The 18,489-nt window shown below is 68.3% G+C and carries 15 protein-coding genes; 7 read left to right on the top strand and 8 right to left on the bottom strand.

What is annotated here, in order from left to right; all coding sequences use genetic code 11:
* Positions 1 to 6: 6 nt before the first annotated feature.
* The 4 genes from ACYVDG_RS05520 to tcuA all read right to left on the bottom strand — a co-directional run bounded on the left by ACYVDG_RS05520 (position 7) and on the right by tcuA (position 4,297).
* The gene (locus ACYVDG_RS05520) at positions 7 to 525 is read right to left on the bottom strand and encodes a tripartite tricarboxylate transporter TctB family protein (protein ID WP_460747228.1); all 519 of its coding nucleotides are present in this window, start codon (positions 523 to 525) and stop codon (positions 7 to 9) included.
* Positions 525 to 1,547, bottom strand: a complete 1,023-nt coding sequence (locus ACYVDG_RS05515) for a Bug family tripartite tricarboxylate transporter substrate binding protein (RefSeq protein WP_460747227.1) — start codon at positions 1,545 to 1,547, stop codon at positions 525 to 527. Before ACYVDG_RS05515 ends, ACYVDG_RS05520 begins: the two co-directional genes overlap by 1 nt.
* 663 nt (positions 1,548 to 2,210) lie before the next feature.
* Positions 2,211 to 2,828 carry a GntR family transcriptional regulator gene (locus tag ACYVDG_RS05510; RefSeq protein ID WP_460747226.1) on the bottom strand — a complete coding sequence of 206 codons (618 nt, stop codon included), beginning with the start codon at positions 2,826 to 2,828 and terminating at the stop codon, positions 2,211 to 2,213.
* Positions 2,825 to 4,297, bottom strand: a complete 1,473-nt coding sequence (tcuA, locus tag ACYVDG_RS05505; protein WP_460747225.1) for an FAD-dependent tricarballylate dehydrogenase TcuA — start codon at positions 4,295 to 4,297, stop codon at positions 2,825 to 2,827. The genes ACYVDG_RS05510 and tcuA overlap by 4 nt, the downstream gene beginning before the upstream one ends.
* Between tcuA and ACYVDG_RS05500 the strand changes: the two genes are divergently transcribed.
* The 5 genes from ACYVDG_RS05500 to ACYVDG_RS05480 all read left to right on the top strand — a co-directional run bounded on the left by ACYVDG_RS05500 (position 4,287) and on the right by ACYVDG_RS05480 (position 10,431).
* Positions 4,287 to 4,937, top strand: coding sequence for an AbrB family transcriptional regulator (locus ACYVDG_RS05500; protein ID WP_460747284.1), 651 nt, complete (start codon positions 4,287 to 4,289; stop codon positions 4,935 to 4,937). The two genes, tcuA and ACYVDG_RS05500, sit on opposite strands and share 11 nt — an antisense overlap.
* Complete coding sequence (locus tag ACYVDG_RS05495) at positions 4,934 to 5,470, top strand: AbrB family transcriptional regulator (protein WP_460747224.1); 537 nt, start codon at positions 4,934 to 4,936, stop codon at positions 5,468 to 5,470. The genes ACYVDG_RS05500 and ACYVDG_RS05495 overlap by 4 nt, the downstream gene beginning before the upstream one ends.
* Positions 5,471 to 5,701: 231 nt before the next feature.
* A complete protein-coding gene (locus ACYVDG_RS05490; RefSeq protein WP_460747223.1) occupies positions 5,702 to 8,017 on the top strand; it encodes a rhamnogalacturonan lyase in 2,316 nt (771 codons plus the stop codon).
* A gap of 176 nt (positions 8,018 to 8,193) precedes the next feature.
* Positions 8,194 to 8,997: a hypothetical protein gene (locus ACYVDG_RS05485; RefSeq protein ID WP_460747222.1), complete on the top strand. Its 804-nt coding sequence runs from the start codon at positions 8,194 to 8,196 to the stop codon at positions 8,995 to 8,997.
* A gap of 114 nt (positions 8,998 to 9,111) precedes the next feature.
* Positions 9,112 to 10,431, top strand: coding sequence for a YjiH family protein (locus ACYVDG_RS05480; RefSeq protein ID WP_460747221.1), 1,320 nt, complete (start codon positions 9,112 to 9,114; stop codon positions 10,429 to 10,431).
* Here the strand turns inward: ACYVDG_RS05480 and ACYVDG_RS05475 are convergent.
* A complete protein-coding gene (locus ACYVDG_RS05475; RefSeq protein WP_460747220.1) occupies positions 10,417 to 12,534 on the bottom strand; it encodes an alpha-L-rhamnosidase C-terminal domain-containing protein in 2,118 nt (705 codons plus the stop codon). The two genes, ACYVDG_RS05480 and ACYVDG_RS05475, sit on opposite strands and share 15 nt — an antisense overlap.
* A 119-nt stretch (positions 12,535 to 12,653) precedes the next feature.
* Between ACYVDG_RS05475 and ACYVDG_RS05470 the strand changes: the two genes are divergently transcribed.
* Positions 12,654 to 13,646: an AraC family transcriptional regulator gene (locus tag ACYVDG_RS05470; RefSeq protein ID WP_460747219.1), complete on the top strand. Its 993-nt coding sequence runs from the start codon at positions 12,654 to 12,656 to the stop codon at positions 13,644 to 13,646.
* On the opposite strand, the gene ACYVDG_RS05465 is transcribed toward ACYVDG_RS05470, so the two are convergent.
* Positions 13,612 to 13,911 carry a hypothetical protein gene (locus ACYVDG_RS05465; RefSeq protein ID WP_460747218.1) on the bottom strand — a complete coding sequence of 100 codons (300 nt, stop codon included), beginning with the start codon at positions 13,909 to 13,911 and terminating at the stop codon, positions 13,612 to 13,614. The two genes, ACYVDG_RS05470 and ACYVDG_RS05465, sit on opposite strands and share 35 nt — an antisense overlap.
* Positions 13,912 to 15,334: 1,423 nt before the next feature.
* Between ACYVDG_RS05465 and ACYVDG_RS05460 the strand changes: the two genes are divergently transcribed.
* Positions 15,335 to 15,721: a TraR/DksA C4-type zinc finger protein gene (locus tag ACYVDG_RS05460; RefSeq protein ID WP_460747217.1), complete on the top strand. Its 387-nt coding sequence runs from the start codon at positions 15,335 to 15,337 to the stop codon at positions 15,719 to 15,721.
* Positions 15,722 to 15,812: 91 nt separating this feature from the next.
* Here ACYVDG_RS05460 and ACYVDG_RS05455 read toward each other — a convergent pair whose 3' ends face one another.
* On the bottom strand, positions 15,813 to 16,475 hold the full coding sequence (locus ACYVDG_RS05455; RefSeq protein ID WP_460747216.1) for a TetR/AcrR family transcriptional regulator: 663 nt from the start codon (positions 16,473 to 16,475) through the stop codon (positions 15,813 to 15,815).
* Complete coding sequence (locus tag ACYVDG_RS05450; protein ID WP_460747214.1) at positions 16,472 to 18,469, bottom strand: CocE/NonD family hydrolase; 1,998 nt, start codon at positions 18,467 to 18,469, stop codon at positions 16,472 to 16,474. Before ACYVDG_RS05450 ends, ACYVDG_RS05455 begins: the two co-directional genes overlap by 4 nt.
* Positions 18,470 to 18,489: the final 20 nt, after the last annotated feature.

The raw sequence follows: 18,489 nt of genomic DNA, 5'->3' as shown, positions 1-18,489 counted from the left end.
ACTCTCTTACGGAAGGATCGAGCCGCTGGGCAACTGGATTCCCAAGATCTCAGAGAAGAAGAAGGTCAGGGTCAAGCCCATGGCCACGCCGATGATGATGGATCTGACCCACGAGGCCCGACCGACCACTCGGATAAAGGCTACGGCGAAGACCACTGAGGGGATATACTGCCCCAGCAACGGAATCAGCACGGCGTAGTAGACGACCACCATGGAAATGAAGAGCAGAACGTTCTTCAGATCACGACCACGGGGAAAACCGACCTGGCCGGATTCCGACCGACCCAGAAACGCTTCAGCGATCACGATCAGGGAAATGACCATACCGGCGATACCGACCCAGCCGGGAATCATACCCGGACCCGGCTGGGACAGGGTGCCGTCGTCCAGCTCCATACCGGCCATGTAGTATCCGATAAAGATGGCCAGAAACAGTACTCCGAAGAGGATTCGCCCCGTGCGCTTGGGGTTGTTCGTCCATCCCCCTGATGCGCTTTCTGATGCTTCACCAGTGGTTTCAGTCATCAGTTTTCTCGGTTGTTTCCGAGCTCGATCCCGTGCTCGATATTTTCCTGGATCTCGTCCAGGTAGGTGTCCAGTTCGTCGCCGGTAGCCACATCGGGCAGGGCACCCTGTTCGAGGGACCACTCTTCCCACTCATCGCTGGTGACAATCGCCTCCGAGGCGCCCCGCAGGGAGGACTCGACGTCCTCCTCCAGGCCGGTCGGGGCCATGGTCATGTAGTCGGAGGTGAAGGGGATGTCGTATCCGGCCTCGTCGAAGTGGACCGCGTCGGGAAGGAACTCGCTGTAGTCCTCCGGACCGCTGTAGGCCACTGCCTGCAGGTCTCCGGCCTCGACCAGTCCGAGTTGGCCCGAAGCGTTTCCGACCACCGCGTCCAAGCGCCCGCTCATCACTTCCAGGGCAGCCTCCCCGGTGCCACCGGCGGTGGTGATCAGGGATACTTCGATGTCAGCCTGCTGTTCCAGGAAGTAGATCACGAACGCGGGATTGCCCATACCGGCGGGCGTACTGATCTGGACTTCTCCCGGGTTCTCCTCAGCCGCCTCGATGAGGTCGTCCAGCGTCTCGTACTCGGAGTCAGGTGAGACGAACAGCCCGTAGGGCGTCCCGGACATCTTCGCCAGCGGGGTGAAGTCCTCCGGCGTTTCAAATTGGGCCTCGTCAGAGACCAGAGGCTGGGCCACGAACCCTCCGGATGTGCCCAGACCCATGGTGTAGCCGTCGGCCTCGGAGTTGGCCAATTGGGTGATGCCCACCGCCTCATCGCCGCCGGGCACGTTGATGACATTTGCGTCGGCGTCCAGCTCGGACTCCAACATCTCGGAGAAATGGCGTCCGACCGGATCTGCACCGCCACCCGGCTCGTAGGGAACGATGTATTCGATGGAATCCGAGGGATACTCTCCACCATCGTCTCCGCAGCTGGCCAAAAGCAGAGGCGCGATCGCCGCGGTCACCACGAGGATACGCCGGTGCCTCCTCGCTGTTGGGCCGGAAGCAGGGTTCGAGTTCTGAGCACGCATGAAGGCACTCCTTCGAGAATTTAAGGCATTGAAGGCAGCCTCCACCGGGGGTGGTGGAGAAATGACTCACGACCTCGGGCACGAGCCGACGTGAGGCATAACACACTATCACCCAATTAACATTACCGGCGAGTAGCCGAACAGATTTTACCTCCGCCTCCCACTGAGTGAGATGGCCTCCGATGAAGCGCCCGCGGCTCGGGGTCTTTTTTTCCGGCCCAAACGGCACAGCCCAACTTACCGGCAGACCGGATTACACGGCCCATTTGCGGAGGCGCGGCGCCCCCGAGTGGGCCGAGATTCTTCAAGGGATACCGCTGCAACTACATTCGGATTTAACATTCTAACGCTGTGTAGTTCACTCGGCTTGAGGCTGAACCCGGGTGCCTTGAAAGGATCATGTGTATTTCCGTCGCCCCGAAGAGATCGAGACCAGGTGGCCAGCAGCTCGAACCCCGCATCGGGGCCCTCGCCCCTGTCCAGCCGCGGCGAACCATGGAGCGCTTACGCCCGTGACCAGCTCGTAGACGTGGTCCTCGGGAACCCTGGCAACCCGCGGACCTGGGCAAGCCCGGGATCCCGCTCGGCAGCGACCACCGCTGAGGCGTCGAAGTAGACTGGCGCCGGAACGGGCAATACGTTCCAGCCGGGAGCGGAAGGGTGTTACCTCTGCCGGAATGCTGATTCGAGGTGCTGGCGCATGAGCGTGGCCGCCTCTTCGGCATTGTGGGCGCTGATGTGGTCGACCAGTTGCTGGTGTTCTTCCAGGGATGTGTTCCAGCGTTGCTCAGTGCGCAGTGTGGTGGGAGCGATCGACATCGACTGCACTCCGTATTTGGTGTTTGCTTCGACGAGGAACGGGTTGCCGCTCGCCTTCCAGATGATGTGGTGGAACCGGTAGTTCAGCTCCCGTCGGAGAATGGGAGAGGGGTCGCTCAGCTCGACCTGTTCAGCCAGGGACGCCTGGAGTTGGGCCACCGTGTTCTCGCTTCTGCGCATTGCGGCGAGTCGGCAGGCCTCCGATTCCAGGATTTTGCGCATCTCATAAAGCTGACCGGTCTTTTCGTCATCCCAGACAGTGACCCGGGTTTTGCGGCCCTGCCGTTCAGCCAGCCCGTCGACCAACAGTAGTGCGACAGCCTCGCGGACAGGGGTCCGGGAGGTGCCGACCAGGTCGGCTACCGCACGTTCGTTGAGGTCGTGTCCCTGTTCCAGGGATCCGTCGAGGATTCGTGCGCGCAACTGTTGATAGACGCTGTCTACTTGGGTTCCGGTTGTCACGACGCCGCCGCCCGTCCGGCGATCCGGCCGAAGACGATACCCGCTGCCAGCCCGGATCCTCCGGGATAGTTTTCACTGAACAGGCCGCCCAGGGCCTCACCGCAGGCATAGAGTCCGGGGATGACCGCCCCGTCATCGTTCAGCACTCGCGCATGTGAGTCGCCCTTGACCCCGCCGAAGGTGAACGTGATGCCGCAGGTGACCGGGTACGCGTAGAAGGGTCCCTCCGAGATGGGGTTGGCCCAATGGGATTTCGGTGGGGTGGTATCAGCCGATCGGCCGTCCTTGATGTTGGGATCGAACGCGACCGAGGTTCGGATCGAGTCGTTGAAAGCCCGGACTGTCCCAAGGAGGCCATCCGTGTCGATTCCCGCTTCCCGGGCGAGTCCTTCCAGAGTGTCGGCGATGTGCTCGCCGACGCCGGGTACCTCGTACTCCTGTGGACGCAGCATGGGGCGCAGACGGGCATCGAAGATCTGCCACGCGATGGCGCCGGGCTGCATGAGGACTTCCCTGCCGTACTTGGCGTAGGTGAGGTTGCGGAAGTCGGCGCCCTCGTCCACGAAACGCTGGCCGTCGCGATTGACGATCATGCCCAGCGGGTAGCTCTGGCGGGTCAGCCGATTGGTGACCTCGTAGTTGGACTCGTTGTCCTCGAATCCCGCGTCCCACTGTGTGGCGTGGCAGGAGCTCCAGTCCCCTCCCTTGGCCGCACCGAGTTTCAGTGCCTCATTGAGCATGGTGCCGGTGTTGAACGGTGTCCCGCGGGTGACGGCGTGCTGCCACTGCGGCCCCATGTGTTCGGCTCGCATCTGTTGACTGGCTTCGAAGCCACCACTTCCCAGAACGGTGGAACCAGCCCGAACCGTGTGCTCTTCGCCGTCGCGTTCGAAAACCACGCCGGTGACCGCTCCGCCGGTTTCGACAAGGCGAAGGGCACGGGCGTTGAAAAGGATCTCGATACCGGTCTCTTCGGCCACGCGGAAGTGATCGCGAACCAGACCCGCCCCGCCGTCGACGTTTCCGACATGTAGTCCGCCCCAGAACAAGTAGCTGCCGTCGGGGCGCTCATAGGCCTGACGCTCATACATCAGTCGGTACTTCAGGCCTTTGGCCTTCAGCCACCGCATGTCCCCCGCGATGTTGGACGTCAGGGTTGCCGTCATTTCCGGGTCGTTGCGCCCGTTGGTCACCGCCTTCAGGTCCGCGGCGTACTCCTCCTTGGAGTAGGGCGGCACTTCTGTGGCGCCGTGGCGCTCGTCCGCCTCGATGAGATCTTGCAGACTCTCCAGGCCCTCATGGGTCATGCGGGTCGCACCGGCAGTGAAGTAGCTGTTGCCACCAGCCTGCCCTTGAGGCGCAGCTTCCAGGACCAGGACTTGCCTGCCCTGCTCGCGAGCGGCGTGAGCAGCACACATAGCGGCATTGCCGGCGCCGACCACAAGGACGTCGGTCGTGATGGTGGACAATCAAGCTCCTTTGGTATACCAAGATCATGAAAAGTATGCCACTGGATCGAGCGCCCATCAAGCATGGGCTCCTCGCAGTTCAGGGAACCCCGGAGGCGGTCAAGTGACGGCACAAGTGCACAAGCCACGTTGGGGCCAGGCCCCGGGAGTGCTGAGACTGCTGGCTGGGGCAGCGGTGGTGGGATCACTCTTCGAGCTGTTGGGGATCCCCGCGGGCATGTTGCTGGGCAGCGCCATCGGGGCCGCCCTGGTCAACCAGGCGTGGTTCCCGCGCCTGCGGCCGGCTGCCTTCCCCCGGACTCTGCGGTATATCGGGCTGATGCTGGTCGGCCTGGTCAGCGGCGTTCTGCTGACTGTGGATTCCCTGGTGAGCACAGCCTCGGTCGCCGTTCCAGTCATCGTGGCCTATCTCGGACTCGTTGTGGTCAACCTTCTGCTCATCGCGTTACTGATGGCTCGTTACAACATCGACCCCGCCACTGCAGTGCTCGCCGTTACCCCGGGCGGTCTTGCGGAGGTCACGTCACTGGCCATCGACAAGGGGGCGCAGATGGGCGTGGTGATGACCGTGCATGCGGTCCGGTTGTTCACCCTGGTGCTCGCGCTCTTGCCCATCCTGTTGGTGGTGTTGAGTACATGACACTGCTACCGCTGTTTGCCGTCATGGCGGGCTCACTGGCTGCTGCCCTCGTCTTTCGGCGGGTCCGTGTACCGCTGTGGCCCCTCACAGGGGGTTTGGTGGGCGCAGCTGCGGTGAATCTCGGTTTCGGTCTGGCCGCGGAAGTACCCACAGTCTTCGCTCTGACCGGACAGTTGCTGATCGGTACAGCCATTGGTGCCACTATCGGACCTGATGTCTTCCGGCAGTTCATGCGGGTCTTCGCCCCAGGGACTCTCGCCGTGATCGTCGTCTTGGGAGCCGGGCTGCTTTTCGGGTGGCTGTTCGCGGCCTGGGGGCTCATGGATCCGGCCGAATCGCTACTGTCGCTGGTGCCGGGTGGCGTGGGGGAAATGGTGGCTGCGGCCATAGCACTCGACCTCGACAGCGCCCTGGTGATCGGCGTGCACGTGGTGCGGATTCTGACAGTGCTGCTGAGCCTTCCTCTGGTCTTCTGGGTGAGCGAGAAGATCTATAACCGGTGGATCGGCGGACCGAACGACGCCGCCGACTGAGCTCTCCGAGCGATGGCCGGGTCAGTTCCAATGAGGAATGTGAACGTTTTAACTTGACGGAAAACGCTTTCCCATTAGGGTGATCCACACCACTGCCACTCCCCCGAGGCAGTGCCCGCACCGGACTGCCAGCCGCTCCTGGACAGGAGATTCCAGCAGGACGGTCCAGGTTCAGGAGGTTCCTTGCCAACCAGTCGCACCGCAGCAGTTCACGCTGATCCTCCACGCAAGATGGCTTACTTGGCCGGGGCAGGAGCGATCGTTTTTGCGCTTGCCGCGACGACCACTGCCGCTTCCGTCACCAGTGCTTCCCCTGCGGACGGCTCAGGAACGGGTGTCCAGCTCGAGGAGCTCGACCGCGGGCTGGTCGCCGTCAGCACCGACGAGGGCGTGTTCCTCAGCTGGCGCCTGCTCGGCCACGAGGTCACCGGCCACACCGAATCGGGCATGGACGGCCCCGACTTCCAGGTTCACCGGGACGGCGAGCCGATCGGGAAGGTCAGCGACAGCACCAACTACCTCGACGCTGAAGGCACCGAGAAGTCCGAGTACACGGTCACCCCGGTCGGCGGCGACGTGGCCGAGGAGCCGAGCGATCCGGCCTCCCCCTGGGAAGACGGCTACTACGACCTCCCCCTCCAGAAGCCGGAGGGCGGTGTCACGCCCTCCGGCGAGGAGTACGAGTACACGGCCAACGACATCAGCGTCGGCGACGTCGACGGGGACGGCGAGTACGAGTTCGTCGTCAAGTGGGACCCGGACAACTCCAAGGACGTATCCGAGGTCGGCTACACCGGCAACGCCATCATCGACACGTACACCCTCGACGGCACCCTGCTGCACCGGATCGACCTGGGCCACAACATCCGCGCGGGCGCCCACTACACGCAGTTCCTCGTGTACGACTTCGACGGCGACGGCCGGGCCGAACTGATGTTCAAGACCGCGCCCGGCACGAACATCACCACCTACGGCGAGGACGGCGAGGTGGTGGCCGAGGAGTACGTCACCATGCCGGAGGAGGACGTCGAGGCGGGCTACTCCCATGACGACGACTACCGGATGAGCGCCGACGACTACTACGAGCACGTGGTCGGCATGTTCCTCGACTGGCACGAACACCCCGAGGTCACGGCCGGGAACTGGCCCGCCACCCTGGAAGAGGCCTTCGGAACCGACCCCGAGTACGACTACCCGCTCTCTCGTGAGGACGCCGAGGCGCTCGCCGACCACTTCATGGACGACTACGCCCCCGACCGCAGCGAGAACAACGAGCTGCGCGAGTTCGAGGGCTTCATCGTCGACGGCCCGGAGTACCTGACCGTGTTCGACGGGGCCACCGGCGGCGAGCTGGAGACCATCCGCTACGAGCCGGAGCGCGGCGACGACGGGCTCATGTGGGGCGACTACGCCATGGAGCGCATCGAGCCGGGCAACCGTGTCGACCGCTTCCTGGCCGGGGTGGCCTACCTGGACGGCGCGAACCCGTCGGCGGTCTTCGCCCGCGGCTACTACACCCGCACCGCCTTGGTCGCCTACACCTGGGACGGCGAGCAGATCGTCGAGGACTGGTCCGTCGACAGCGGACACGCCCCCATGGACAACCCCTTCAACGACTCCCCGCACGGGGTGGAGGGCACCGACCCCGAGTACGGCACCCTCACCACCCAGGGGTTCCACTCGCTGAGCGTTGCCGACGTCGACGGTGACGGCCGCCAGGACATCATCTACGGTTCCGCGACCATCGGCCACGACGGATCGCTGCTGTACTCCTCGTACGACTACGGCCACCCGGACAGCGACGTGCCGGGCGAGTACGTCAAGCTCGGCCACGGCGACGCCATGCACGTGGGCCACTTCGCCCCGGAACGCGAGGGCCAGCAGATCTGGGCCGTGCACGAGGGCGCCACCGAAGCGCCCTACGGCTTCTCGATGCGCGACGCGGCCACGGGCGAGGTCCTCTTCGGCGGCTACACCGGTGTGGACACCGGCCGCGCCATGGTCGGCGACATCGACCCCGACCGGCCCGGCTACGAGGTGTGGTCCTCCATGCCGCCGGACGACGCGGACGTCGACGCCGGCCTGTGGACCGCCGACGGCGAGTACCTCGGGACCGACACCCCGGGGACCAACATGAACATCCGCTGGGCCGCCGACATGACCACCCAGATCGTCAACGGCACCGCCACCGAGGAGTTGGAGACGCCCACCGTCGACGACTGGCAGCGGGGAACGCTGCTCACCGCCGAGGGCACCCTCACCAACAACTGGACCAAGGGCAACCCCGGGCTGGTCGCCGACGTGTTCGGTGACTGGCGCGAGGAACTGCTGTTGCGTACCGAGGACAGCTCCGCGATCCGCATCTACACCTCCACCGAGGTCACCGACCGCAAGCTGTACACGCTGATGCACGACCCGCAGTACCGGGTGGGCGTGGCCTGGCAGCAGACCACGTACAACCAGCCGACCTACCCGGACTTCTACCTGGGCTCCGACATCGACTGGTCCGAGGTCCCCGTCCCCGACCCCCGCTACCCGAAGAGGTAGCCCTCCCCGGAGGCGGTCCGGCCTCCCCCCACTCCCTCGGACCGCCTCTCCCCCGGCACCCGCGGCGCACCGGCGCCGCGGGTGCCTCAGCGTTGTATCCGCAGGTCGGACCGGCCACGATGGAACCGTGCCGGCCCCGGTGGCGTCGTACCACTCTGGTGACTAGCTGGTGCACCATGACGGAACCTCCGGAGGCAGCGTTGATCGAGACCATCAGATCCCACACCGACCGGCGGGAAGTCGAGATCGGGGCCGTGGTCGCCGCCGCGGTCGTCATCGCCGTGTGCTGTGCGGTGCCGTTCGCGCTGGAGCGGGAACCGGCCACCGTGGTCCTCGTCGTGGGGGTGGCCGGGGCCCAGCTGATGGCCCACATGGTGTACGCCCGGCTCTCCATGCTCCACAAGAAGTCCGAAGGGGCCGCGTGGCACGAGCCGCGGGCGCTCTACGCGCTTCCCGTGGTGGGGGCGCTGTTCTCCATGCCCGCGGTGTTCAGCTCCACGATCGACCTGGAGGGGCTCGAGGCGGGTCGGACTCTGCTCGTCATGCTGGTGATGGGTGCCGCGGCGATCCCTCTCGCCTACGGCGCGCTGATATTCCTTTGGGCACCGGTCGAACTGCTGGCCCGCGGCGCGGTCCAGCTCTACCGGGGAAACCGGCACGGTTTCGGCTATATCGCGGCCGCGTCGGCGATCGGCATCCTCACGGCCTTCGGGGCGGCCGGCGCCTTGGCTGTCGACTCCCCTTCGGCGGGGCGCCAGACCGAGGCCCAGGGCGCTTACCTGGCCGCGCTGTTCGGCGTCCCCGGTGACTACACCGTGGCGGATCCGACGATGCTGATCGTCGCCCGGGTCCTGGGGGCGATCATGCTGCTCGGCGTGCTCACCTTCGTCATGGCCGCCGTCGTGGCGCCGTTCCAGCGGAAGACCACCCCCGAAACCTCGGACACCAGTCGCACTGACAGCGACACGGACCGTAGCTGAATCCGGCTGAATGCCTGAAATATCAGACTCTTCCTGACCACGGCCGAGGGTGGCCGGGGCCACATTCTGCTTCACTGCCAGGGAAATCCACCCCAGGAGGCAGGAGCAGCCCACGTGAGCGAAAACGCCACCGCCGTCAGGGCGGTCGGGACTTGGCGCCTCGTTGTCTACAGCGGCATCGGGATCTTCATGTTCTTCGTCCCGGTGACCTTCGCCGGGGAGAGCGCCATTCCGCTGGACCACCTGGTCACCCTCATCCAGTCCGGGCTCGGGCCCGCCCTGCCCTATGTCATCTGGCTGGTCATCGCGGCCGGGACCGTGCTGCCCTTCGCCACCGGCAATTGGCGGAGCACCCGGGTGCGGCTCGTGTTCTCCCTGCTCAACATCGTGGGGCTGGCCGCGGCCTCCATGGTGATCCTGGAGGTCGGCCCGGCCTGGTTCCTGGACGAGGACCTGGCCCCCTTCCTGTTCGACAGCGTCGCCGTCAACGTCGGCCTGCTGGTCCCCGTCGGAGCGATCTTCCTGGCGCTGCTCGTGGGATACGGCCTAATGGATTTCGTCGGTGTGCTCCTGCAGCGCATCATGCGACCCGTGTGGCGCACCCCGGGGCGTTCGGCGGTCGACGCCGCGGCCTCGTTCGTCGGCAGCTACTCGCTGGGGCTGCTCATCACCGACCGCGTCTACCGGTCCGGGAGGTACACGGGCCGGGAGGCGGCCATCGTCGCGATCGGGTTCTCCACGGTCTCGGTGACGTTCATGGTCGTCATCGCGAACACGCTGGACCTGATGGGGATCTGGCTGACCTACTTCTTCCTGACCTTCTTCGTGACCTACGCGGTGACTGCGCTCATCGTGCGCATCCCTCCGTTGAGCCGCATCCCGGAGGACCACTTCCCCGGCGCTACCCCGCAGCCCGAGGAGGAGATCACCGGACACCGGATCCGCCACGCCTGGAGCGAGGCCAAGGTGACGCTGCGGGCGGCCCCTTCGCTGCCGCGCAACGTCTGGACGAACTTCACCGAGGGGCTGCGGATGTCGATGTCGATCCTGCCCTCGATCATGTCCGTCGGCACCCTGGGTCTGATCCTGGAGCGCTTCACCCCCGTGTTCGACCTCCTGGCCTACGTGTTCCTGCCCTTCACCTGGCTGGTGCAGCTCTCCGACCCGGAGCTGGCGGCCAGGGCCCTCTCGGTCGGTATCGCGGAGGTGTTCCTGCCCGCCACGGTGGCCGCCGGGCACGAGGACCTGGTGCTCCGGCTCGTGGTGGGCGTCGTGTCCGTCTCCGCGATCGTCTTCTTCTCCGCCCTGGTCCCCTGTGTCCTGGCCACCAAGATCCCGCTGACCGTGGGCCAACTCGTGGTGATCTGGTTCCAGCGGGTCATTCTGAGCATCCTTATCGCCGGCCCGCTCGCCTACCTCCTAGTGGGGCTCTAGGGCCCAGGCGAAGGTGTGCGGCCCGCGGACCCCGGGGAACACGACCCCGTCGCCGGAGAGGCGGGGCACACCCGTGCCGGTGCTCTCCGAACCGGCCGCGTCCGTCGCACGAACGCCGTCCCAGAGCACCACGCCGTCCACGGCGATCCGCCGGTCCCGGCCGGACAGCGGCACCACGACCTCGCCCTCGCCTTCAGACGGCTCCACGGTGAGCGTGAACGAGTCCTCGTCCCGCTCCCAGCGCACCGCCAGGCTCCCGCCCGGGGTCGGCACCCGGCCCTGCGACCAAGCGAGGTCGGCGACCTGCGGCGCCACCCGCCAGCGGCGGTAGCCGGGCGCGGTGGGGCGCACCCCCAGGACACCCTCGCCGAGCGCGGGGACCGCGGTGGTCCAGGGGGTGCTGGCGTATGCGCCGCGCTCGCGGGTGCCGTCGGTGTTCCAGGAGAACCAGCCGGTACCCGGCCCCTCGTCGAGCATGTGCCCCCACCAGCGGCGGATCAGGTCCAGGGCGCCCTGGGTGTCGCCGTACCGGACCCGGCCCAGCGCCTCCAGGGCCTGGATGTAGCCCTGGATGTCCGAGGCCCGGTAGGGGTTGTCCTCGAACTCGCTGGAGCGGGTGCCGTACGGGGTGGCCAGCTCGGTGCCCAGGAAGCGCATGACCCGCCGGGCGTCCCCGCGCTCCAGTGTGCCGAACACGAGGTTGCCCGCGTTGGCGTCGCCGGAGTGGTCCCCAGTGGGGTCGTCGGTGTTGAGCACCATGGCCCCCGCCCGTTCGTCCCACAGGCGGGCAACGAGGGCAGCGCGCACCTTCCCGGCTCTGGCGGTCCAGCGCTCGGCGGCGGCCGGGTCGTCGGCGGCGTCGCGCTCCAGGGCGGCCATCCCTCTGAGGGCGTCGTAGTAGACCGCGTTGGTCAGCGAGTCGACGCCGGCGGCCAGGTCGAGTGGAGACCAGTTAGCGACCATCGCCAGCGGTGCCTCCGGGTCGGTCCGTCGGTCCTGTTCCTCGCGGAAGAGGCCGTCGCCGTCGGTGCGTGTTTCCAGGAAGGCCACCGCCCTGCGGGCGACCGGCAGCAGCGCGCGGACGAAGGGCGTGTCCCCCGTGTACAGGTGGTGGTCGGCCAGGGCCGCGACCCAGAAGGCGGTGAAGCTGTGGATGCTGATGTCACGGAACAGGGAGACGCCCTCGTCCACCGATCCCAGTGCCAGTTCGGGGTCCGGTCCGTTCTCCGGCACCCGCCACCCGTCGGGCGGTCCCGGGTCGCCGGGGTCGCCGTGCACCAGGTGTGAGACGCCCGCGGGAAGCGACCCGTCCGGGTTCTGCACCCACCCGTACTGGCGCAGGGAGTTGCGCACGAGCCACCGGTAGTCGCCGCTCTGCTGGTATCCGGCCAGCGCCTGCATGTGGAGGTCGCCCATGAAGAGCACTCGGTCGAAAGGGGTCGTGAGCATCCAGGGAGTAGGGCCCTCGGGCGCGCCGGGGAGCGCGCTGTCCTCGCTGACCGACGCCAGGTCGCCGGTGTGCGCGCTGTTGTGCCAGGCCCGGTTGAGCAGGTCGTCGCTGGAGAGGAAGTGGCCGTCCCGGACCACCGGATAGACGGTGGACCGGATCCGGACGTGGTCGATCACCGCCTCCCCCGGACCGTCGAGGGTGAGGAGCAGGTAGCGGGTCTCGCGCTTGCCCTCGCTGTTCAGCACGGTCGGCTGGGCGACCGGCGCGAACACGTCGATCCTGGCCCACGGCTGGGCGTCGGTGCCGAAGAAGGCCGCCAATCCGTCGCCGTCGGGCGAGAGCTGGTCCCGGAACTGGGCGTGCGCCACCCGCAGCGGCGCCCCGGACACGTGCTCGACCGACACCTCCAGGTAGCCCATGGCGATCTGGCCCAGGTCCACGACGACGGCGGTGCTGTGTCGGCGGTCGGTCCGCAGCACGAGGGGCGGCCCGGCTTCGGTGGTGAGGCGTTCCGGTTCGGGTGCGCCCGCCGGGTCGCCTTCCACGGTGACTGCGGTCGGCGCCACGAGCGGGGATTCGGCCAGGACCACCAGGTCCCGCCAAGCGGGATCTTCGGCCAGGGGCGTACGGGAGAGTTCCTCAGCGGTGCGCATGGTGTCTCCTCGACTGTTCGGATCGGATACCGACGACCCTAGGAAGCACAGATGAGACGTTCCATGCTTTGGAGTCTGCTTTCCCTACCCCAGACGCTCACCCGGTCTAGACTCCGGGCATGGACCTCCTCAGCGACGTCGTGGAGTCGATGCGTGCGGGCACCCCCGGCGGCGCCCGCGTCGAGGTGCACGGAAGCAGCTGGGGGTGGTGGATGCCGGGCGATCCCGACGTGGCCGGGTTCCTGGCCGTCCTGGGCGGTGGGTGCTGGATGTTTCCGGAGGACGGCGGGCCACCCGAGCGCCTCGGGCCGGGCGATGTGGTGCTGTCCCCGCACGGCGGCGGCTACGGCCTCGGCGACACCCCGGACCCTCCCACGGAGACCTTGGAGGAAGCACGTCCCGATACGGGCGGCGGGTTCGGGCGGCACTCGCTCGGAGCCCTCGGTGCACCCGCTGTCCCCGGTGCGGGGCCCTCCACCGTGCTCGTCTGCGGCGGCTACCGGATGGACCGGGAGCGCACGCACCCGCTCCTGTCCGCCCTCCCCGAGCACGTACGGGTACGGACCTCCGAAGGCCGCGAGCCCCGCTTGGAGCGGGTGCTGGCCGTACTCGGGGAGGAGACCGCGACCGCCCGCCCCGGCGCGGACGCGCTGGTGGCCCTGCTCCTCGACGCCCTCCTCCTGTACACGCTGCGCGCCTGCCTGGAGGAGGGGGCCGAGGGCGAGGCCCCCGACGGGTGGGCCCGGGCGCTGGCCGACCCGGGGGTCGGTGCTGCCTTAGCTGCGGTGCACGGCGACCCGGCCCGTCCGTGGACTGTGGCGGCTCTGGCCGCGGCAGCGCGGATGTCCAGGGCGACCTTCGCACGCAGGTTCACCGCCTTGGCGGGCCAGCCGCCGATGGCCTACGTGGCCTGGTGGCGGCTGAACACCGCCCGGGGACTGCTCCGGGACACGGATCTGCCGGTGGAGGCGGTGGCCGCGCGGGTGGGGTACACCTCGCCCTTCGCCTTCTCCCGGGCGTTCCGGAGCGCCTACGGTGCCGCGCCCGGACGGTACCGGCGGTCCCTTGGAACCGAGGTCACGGCCTTTGGGTCAACCCCAGTTCCGAGGTGAGGAAGCGGTGCAGGTGGGCCCGGGCCTGGTCCAGGGACAGCGGGGGTGCTCCGCGCAGGCGCCGCAGCGCCAGGCCGTCGACCAGGGTCAGCGGGCCGTCTCCGGCCTCCTTGCGGACGTGGTCGGCGACCGCCCGGTAGCCGAGACCGTGTATGCCGTCGTGGTACTGGCGCATCCAGTGGTAGTCCGGATGGTCCCGCAGCACCTGCTTGACCCGGCGGACCCGGCGGTTCTGGTCGAGCCGGAGGTCGTCCGAGGGCGCCATCTGTTCCAGTGCCGCGCCGAGGACCGCGAGCTGTAGGCGGAGCGGATGGCCGATGGTCGGTTCCTCACCTCACCTAAAAGCCTGGTGACAAAGGGCGTTGGGTTCCCGGGCCCTTGGGGTGTGTACCTGTCCACGCGGGTGCGGGCTGGGGTTCGGGGTTGTTGGGGTTTGTTGTTGGGTGCGAGGTTGCCCCGTTTCCTGCCGCTTGATGGTGGCCGTCTCCGCTGCGCGCCTCAAGGTCGTCGCCATCGAGCGCTTCGCGCGTCGGTGGCGCTCCACCTTGACCCGCTTCGCTGCGACGGCGGGTCGGCGGCAGTCAGGAAACGGGGGAGGTGTGGTCGGGGCCCAAGGGGGCCCTTCGGGCCCCGACCCTCCGGCCCGGTGGGCCGGGCTTCGCCCGGTCCGGCCGTGGCCGGCCGGATTCCTGCCCGTCCGCCCGGCTTCATCGGCCAGCGCGTCCCAATCCAGTGGCCAGCCAGCGACGAAGGACCCGAACAGGCGGGGCGGGTGGCTGGGCGCGTCCCACCGGACTTTCGGTCAGGGGTGGGCCCCCTTTCCAACGATGATCTTGCCCCTGGCTCCACCCTCGACGGCCGAGGGTGGAGCCAGGGGCAAGATCATCGGGGATCAACCGGTTTCGGACACAGCGGTCATCTTCGCCGGGCCAGTTTCAGACACCGGGTCTACCTCCGTGTGGGGCGCCCACCGGGGGCGCCCGCTACCCCCCCCACATGGGGGCGCCTGGGGCGCCGAGCCCCCTCCCGGAAGCACCCGGGGCCGGTGAACCCCCTCCCTGGAGGCAATCTCGGCGCCCAGAATGACTCCAGTAGGGGGGGTTCGATGCCCTGGAACCCACACCCGACCGGTCCAACAGCACCACCCGCACCCGTATGGGCCACCCACCACCGAGCCGCAAGACCGGTGGGACGCGCCCAGCCACCCGCCCGGCCTGCTCGGGCCCTTCGTCGCCCACCGGCCACTGGATTGCGACGCGCCTGCCGACACAACCAGACCCACGGGAAGGAATCCGGCCGGCCACGGCCGGACCGGGCCGCAGGCTCGGGGCAGTTCCCGGCCGAAGGCCGGTCCCGTCGCCACCCCGACCACACGTCCCCCGTTTCCTGACTGCCGCCGACCCGCCGTCGCAGCGAAGCGGGTCAAGGTGGAGCGCCACCGACGCGCGAAGCGCTCGATGGCGACGACCTTGAGGCGCGCAGCGGAGACGGCCACCATCAAGCGGCAGGAAACGGGGCAACCTCGCACCCAACAACAAACCCCAACAACCCCGAACCCCGCCCCGCGTGGACAGGTACACACCCCAAGGGCAGGGCAACCAAACCCCCCTTGTCACCAGGCTCTAAGGGGCTTGTGACCGGGATGCGTGCGAAATAGGCGTCCAACCTGTGGCGTTGTGGTCGGGTATATGGAGGAGGACCCGAACCGGGGACACGCAGCCGCGGCCAGCCGGGCTGCGGCTGAGCGCATCCGGATTGCCAAGGCGGAGGCGGCACGGTTGGCCGAGTCCCTCACCCGGCAGTGGGAGGGCGTCGTCGAGGCTGCCGCCTTGACGGCCAACGACGACGAGCACGATCCGGAGGGCTCCACCCTCGCGTACGAACGCCAACAGCTCCAGGCCATGCGTAATCACGTGCACCTGGAGCTCGACCGCCTCGACAGGGCGGCCCGGAGGCTGCGAGAGGGAACCTACTGGGTATGCGAGCAGTGCGACGGACCCATAGCACCGGCACGTCTTGTCGCCCGGCCCACAGCCAGGGCGTGTATCGGGTGCGCCAAGGGACCCGGGACGTGAACTGGACGGCCCCACGGCACGGCGGTCGGGGCACGGACTACTTCCGAGCCCCGGCCTCCGGGGAGGCGCTCCCTTACGGCCCGGTGGCCGGTCACGGCCCTTGGGCCAACCCCAGTTCCGAGGTGAGGAAGCGGCGCAGGTGGGCACGGGCCTGCTCCAGCGACAGCGGGGGTGCCCCGCGCAGGCGCCGCAGCGCCAGGCCGTCGACCAGCGCGTTGAAGCGGGTGGTGGTCTCCTCCACGTCCGGACAGTGGAACTCCCCGGAGTCGCGCCCGCGGCTGATCAGCCGGGCGACACTGTCCGACCAGTCCTCGTAGCGGCGGTGCTGGCGCGAGTCCGGGGCCAGGCTGGCCGAAGAGGCCCAGCTGTCGAACCACAACAGCCAGTGCCGGTCGGTCTCGCTGGTGAACACGCCCTCGACCAGGGCTTCCAGGCCCTCGGACGCCGTGGGCAGGGAGAGCATCCGCTCGCCCAGCGGCCGGTAGTAGCCGTCGATCTCGATCGACACCGCCTCGCTGATGATCTCCTTGACCCCGGCGAAGTGGTACGTGACCGTTCCGACCGACACTCCGGCCGCTCGGGCGATGTCGCGCAGGCTCACCCCGCCGGCACCGTGCTCGGCGACCAGCGGCACCGCGGCCTCCAGGATGAGTCTCCTGCGGACCTCGGTGGGCTGCCGGGTGCGCTTGTCGGGCGCCACGGCTCTCCGCTTGGGACCGCTCCGGGGGTCGGTGCCCCGGGGCTCGGCGGTCACCCCGCGGTCCTGGGGATCTCCCGGCGCCACTCCTTGGTGGTGACGACCTCTCCCCCGCTGAACGCCTCCAGTGTGCTGTGCACGACGAAGTGGTCGGCGGTGGCGGTGAGCTCACTGGACGTGCGCACCAATACGTCCCATCCCTCCCGGTACAGGCTGATTTCCCAGTCGGATCCTGCCACGGCGGACATGGGGTCGTCGACTCGGATGCGGTACCGCTCACGGGCCTTCTCGGTGTAGACGAGGCCGTCCGGGTAGGTGCGTGAACCCCCGTAGTTGGGGTCGACGTCGAGCACCCACTCACCGGTGCCCACGTCGTGGGTGACCACGCGCTCCGGGCGCTCGCCGGAGGCACCGCGCACGATCGGCAGCGGGGCGGCCTGTTCGGGCTCCTCGAACACGACCGGTGCCCGCCCCTCGTCCGCGACTTCGGGGCGTTCGGGCAGCAGCAGCGCGCTGTCGGCGGGCCAGACGGTCAGGGCCGGGTCGTCGGGCTGGGGCCACACCCACGGCCAGTAGGCGGTGGAGACGGCGACGCGGATCCGGTGCCCGGCGGGAAAGGCGTAACCGGTGCCGGTCAGCTCCACCTCGACGTCCTCGGGTGTCCCGGGGTCCCAAGGCACGGTGCGGTCGCGGCCGTGGCGGCTGCTCAGGTTCATGACGCCCCGGGTGACCAGGGTGGAGGCTCCGTCGGGGGCGACGTCGCACACCCGCACGATCACCGTGCCCTTGGGCCGGTCGGCGTCCATGCGCAGCCGGACGCGGGCGCGGCCCAGGATCTCGGTGCGGTCGGTGAGCGGACGGGTGTCGAAGCAGGTCGAGCGGCCGTCCTCCTCGCGCTGGTCGGGAGGCAGGTCGGTGGCGTTGCCGTAGGGGAAGAACCGGCCGGCGTCGACCCCGGTGTGCTGCGGGCTGTGCACCCGGACGGGGGCGTTGCCGCCGAGCACGCGCTCGGTCCACCGGGTGGACGGCGACGGCCAGGCTTCGTCGGTGACCCAGCGGCCCGGGCGCTGTTCGTAGGCGGTTGCGGGCGGGACCGGCTCCTGCATCCACGAGCGCACGCGCGGTGTGTCCATGGCGCCGTTGTCGGCGTCCTTGAGCCAGTGGTCCCACCAGCGCACCGTCTCCTGGAGGAACCCGATGTGCGGGCCCGGGGGCAGCGCGATGTCGGGGTACTGGTGTGCCCAGGGGCCCAGGATGCCGCGTACCGGCCCGGGCAGGTGCTCGGTCAGGCGCAGCACGGTGTCACGGTAGGGATCGGCCCAGCCGCCGACGGCCAGGACGGCGGCGCCGATGGCGGAGTAGTCCTCGCAGACGCTGCCGTGCCGCCAGTAGTCGTCGCGTTCCTGGTGGTCCAGCCAGGTGTGGATGAACGGTTCCAGGACCTCCAGGCGTTCGCGCCACTGGGGCAGCCAGGCGTCGCCGACCACGGTCGGGTCCGGCGGGCGGGCGGTGAAGGCCAGCATGGTGCCGGACCACCCGGCCATGTCGATGCCCAGGACGGAGCCGCCGATGTAGTGCACGTCGTTGTCGTAGCGGTCGTCGGCCGAGCACACGGTGACGATCGCTTTGAGCGCTTCGGGGCGCCGGGCGGCGATCTGGAGCGAGTTGAAGCCGCCCCAGGAGATGCCGAACATCCCGACCCTGCCGGTGCACCAGGGCTGGGCGGCGAGCCACTCGACGACCGCGACGCCGTCGTCGATCTCCTGCTCGCTGTACTCGTCGCGCATCACCCCTTCGGAGTTGCCCGAACCGCGCAGGTCGACCCGCACCGAGGCGTAGCCGTGGCCCGCGTAGTACGGGTGGCGCTGGGCGTCGCGCGGCGCGGTCCAGTCGCCCTTCCGGTAGGGCAGGTACTCCAGCAGCGCGGGCACCGGGTCCGCCAGCGCGTCGGCCGGCAGCCAGACACGCGCGTGCAACCGTGCGCCGTCGGCCATCGGAATCCAGTACTCCCGTACCTCGACCTCTCTGTCGAAGTCCTCGCGGTACCGCATGCTCCCCCGTTCATGGTGTT

This window comes from Nocardiopsis oceani (genome assembly GCF_054777395.1).
This window is presented reverse-complemented; position numbering and strand designations above follow the sequence as displayed.

Coding starts and splice junctions, on each gene's coding strand:
- ACYVDG_RS05520 (WP_460747228.1), bottom strand. CDS start 525: ATGACTGAAACCACTGGTGAAGCATCAGAAAGCGCATCAGGGGGATGG.
- ACYVDG_RS05515 (WP_460747227.1), bottom strand. CDS start 1,547: ATGCGTGCTCAGAACTCGAACCCTGCTTCCGGCCCAACAGCGAGGAGG.
- ACYVDG_RS05500 (WP_460747284.1), top strand. CDS start 4,287: ATGGTGGACAATCAAGCTCCTTTGGTATACCAAGATCATGAAAAGTAT.
- ACYVDG_RS05495 (WP_460747224.1), top strand. CDS start 4,934: ATGACACTGCTACCGCTGTTTGCCGTCATGGCGGGCTCACTGGCTGCT.
- ACYVDG_RS05490 (WP_460747223.1), top strand. CDS start 5,702: ATGGCTTACTTGGCCGGGGCAGGAGCGATCGTTTTTGCGCTTGCCGCG.
- ACYVDG_RS05485 (WP_460747222.1), top strand. CDS start 8,194: ATGACGGAACCTCCGGAGGCAGCGTTGATCGAGACCATCAGATCCCAC.
- ACYVDG_RS05475 (WP_460747220.1), bottom strand. CDS start 12,534: ATGCGCACCGCTGAGGAACTCTCCCGTACGCCCCTGGCCGAAGATCCC.
- ACYVDG_RS05470 (WP_460747219.1), top strand. CDS start 12,654: ATGGACCTCCTCAGCGACGTCGTGGAGTCGATGCGTGCGGGCACCCCC.
- ACYVDG_RS05465 (WP_460747218.1), bottom strand. CDS start 13,911: ATGGCGCCCTCGGACGACCTCCGGCTCGACCAGAACCGCCGGGTCCGC.
- ACYVDG_RS05460 (WP_460747217.1), top strand. CDS start 15,335: ATGGAGGAGGACCCGAACCGGGGACACGCAGCCGCGGCCAGCCGGGCT.
- ACYVDG_RS05450 (WP_460747214.1), bottom strand. CDS start 18,469: ATGCGGTACCGCGAGGACTTCGACAGAGAGGTCGAGGTACGGGAGTAC.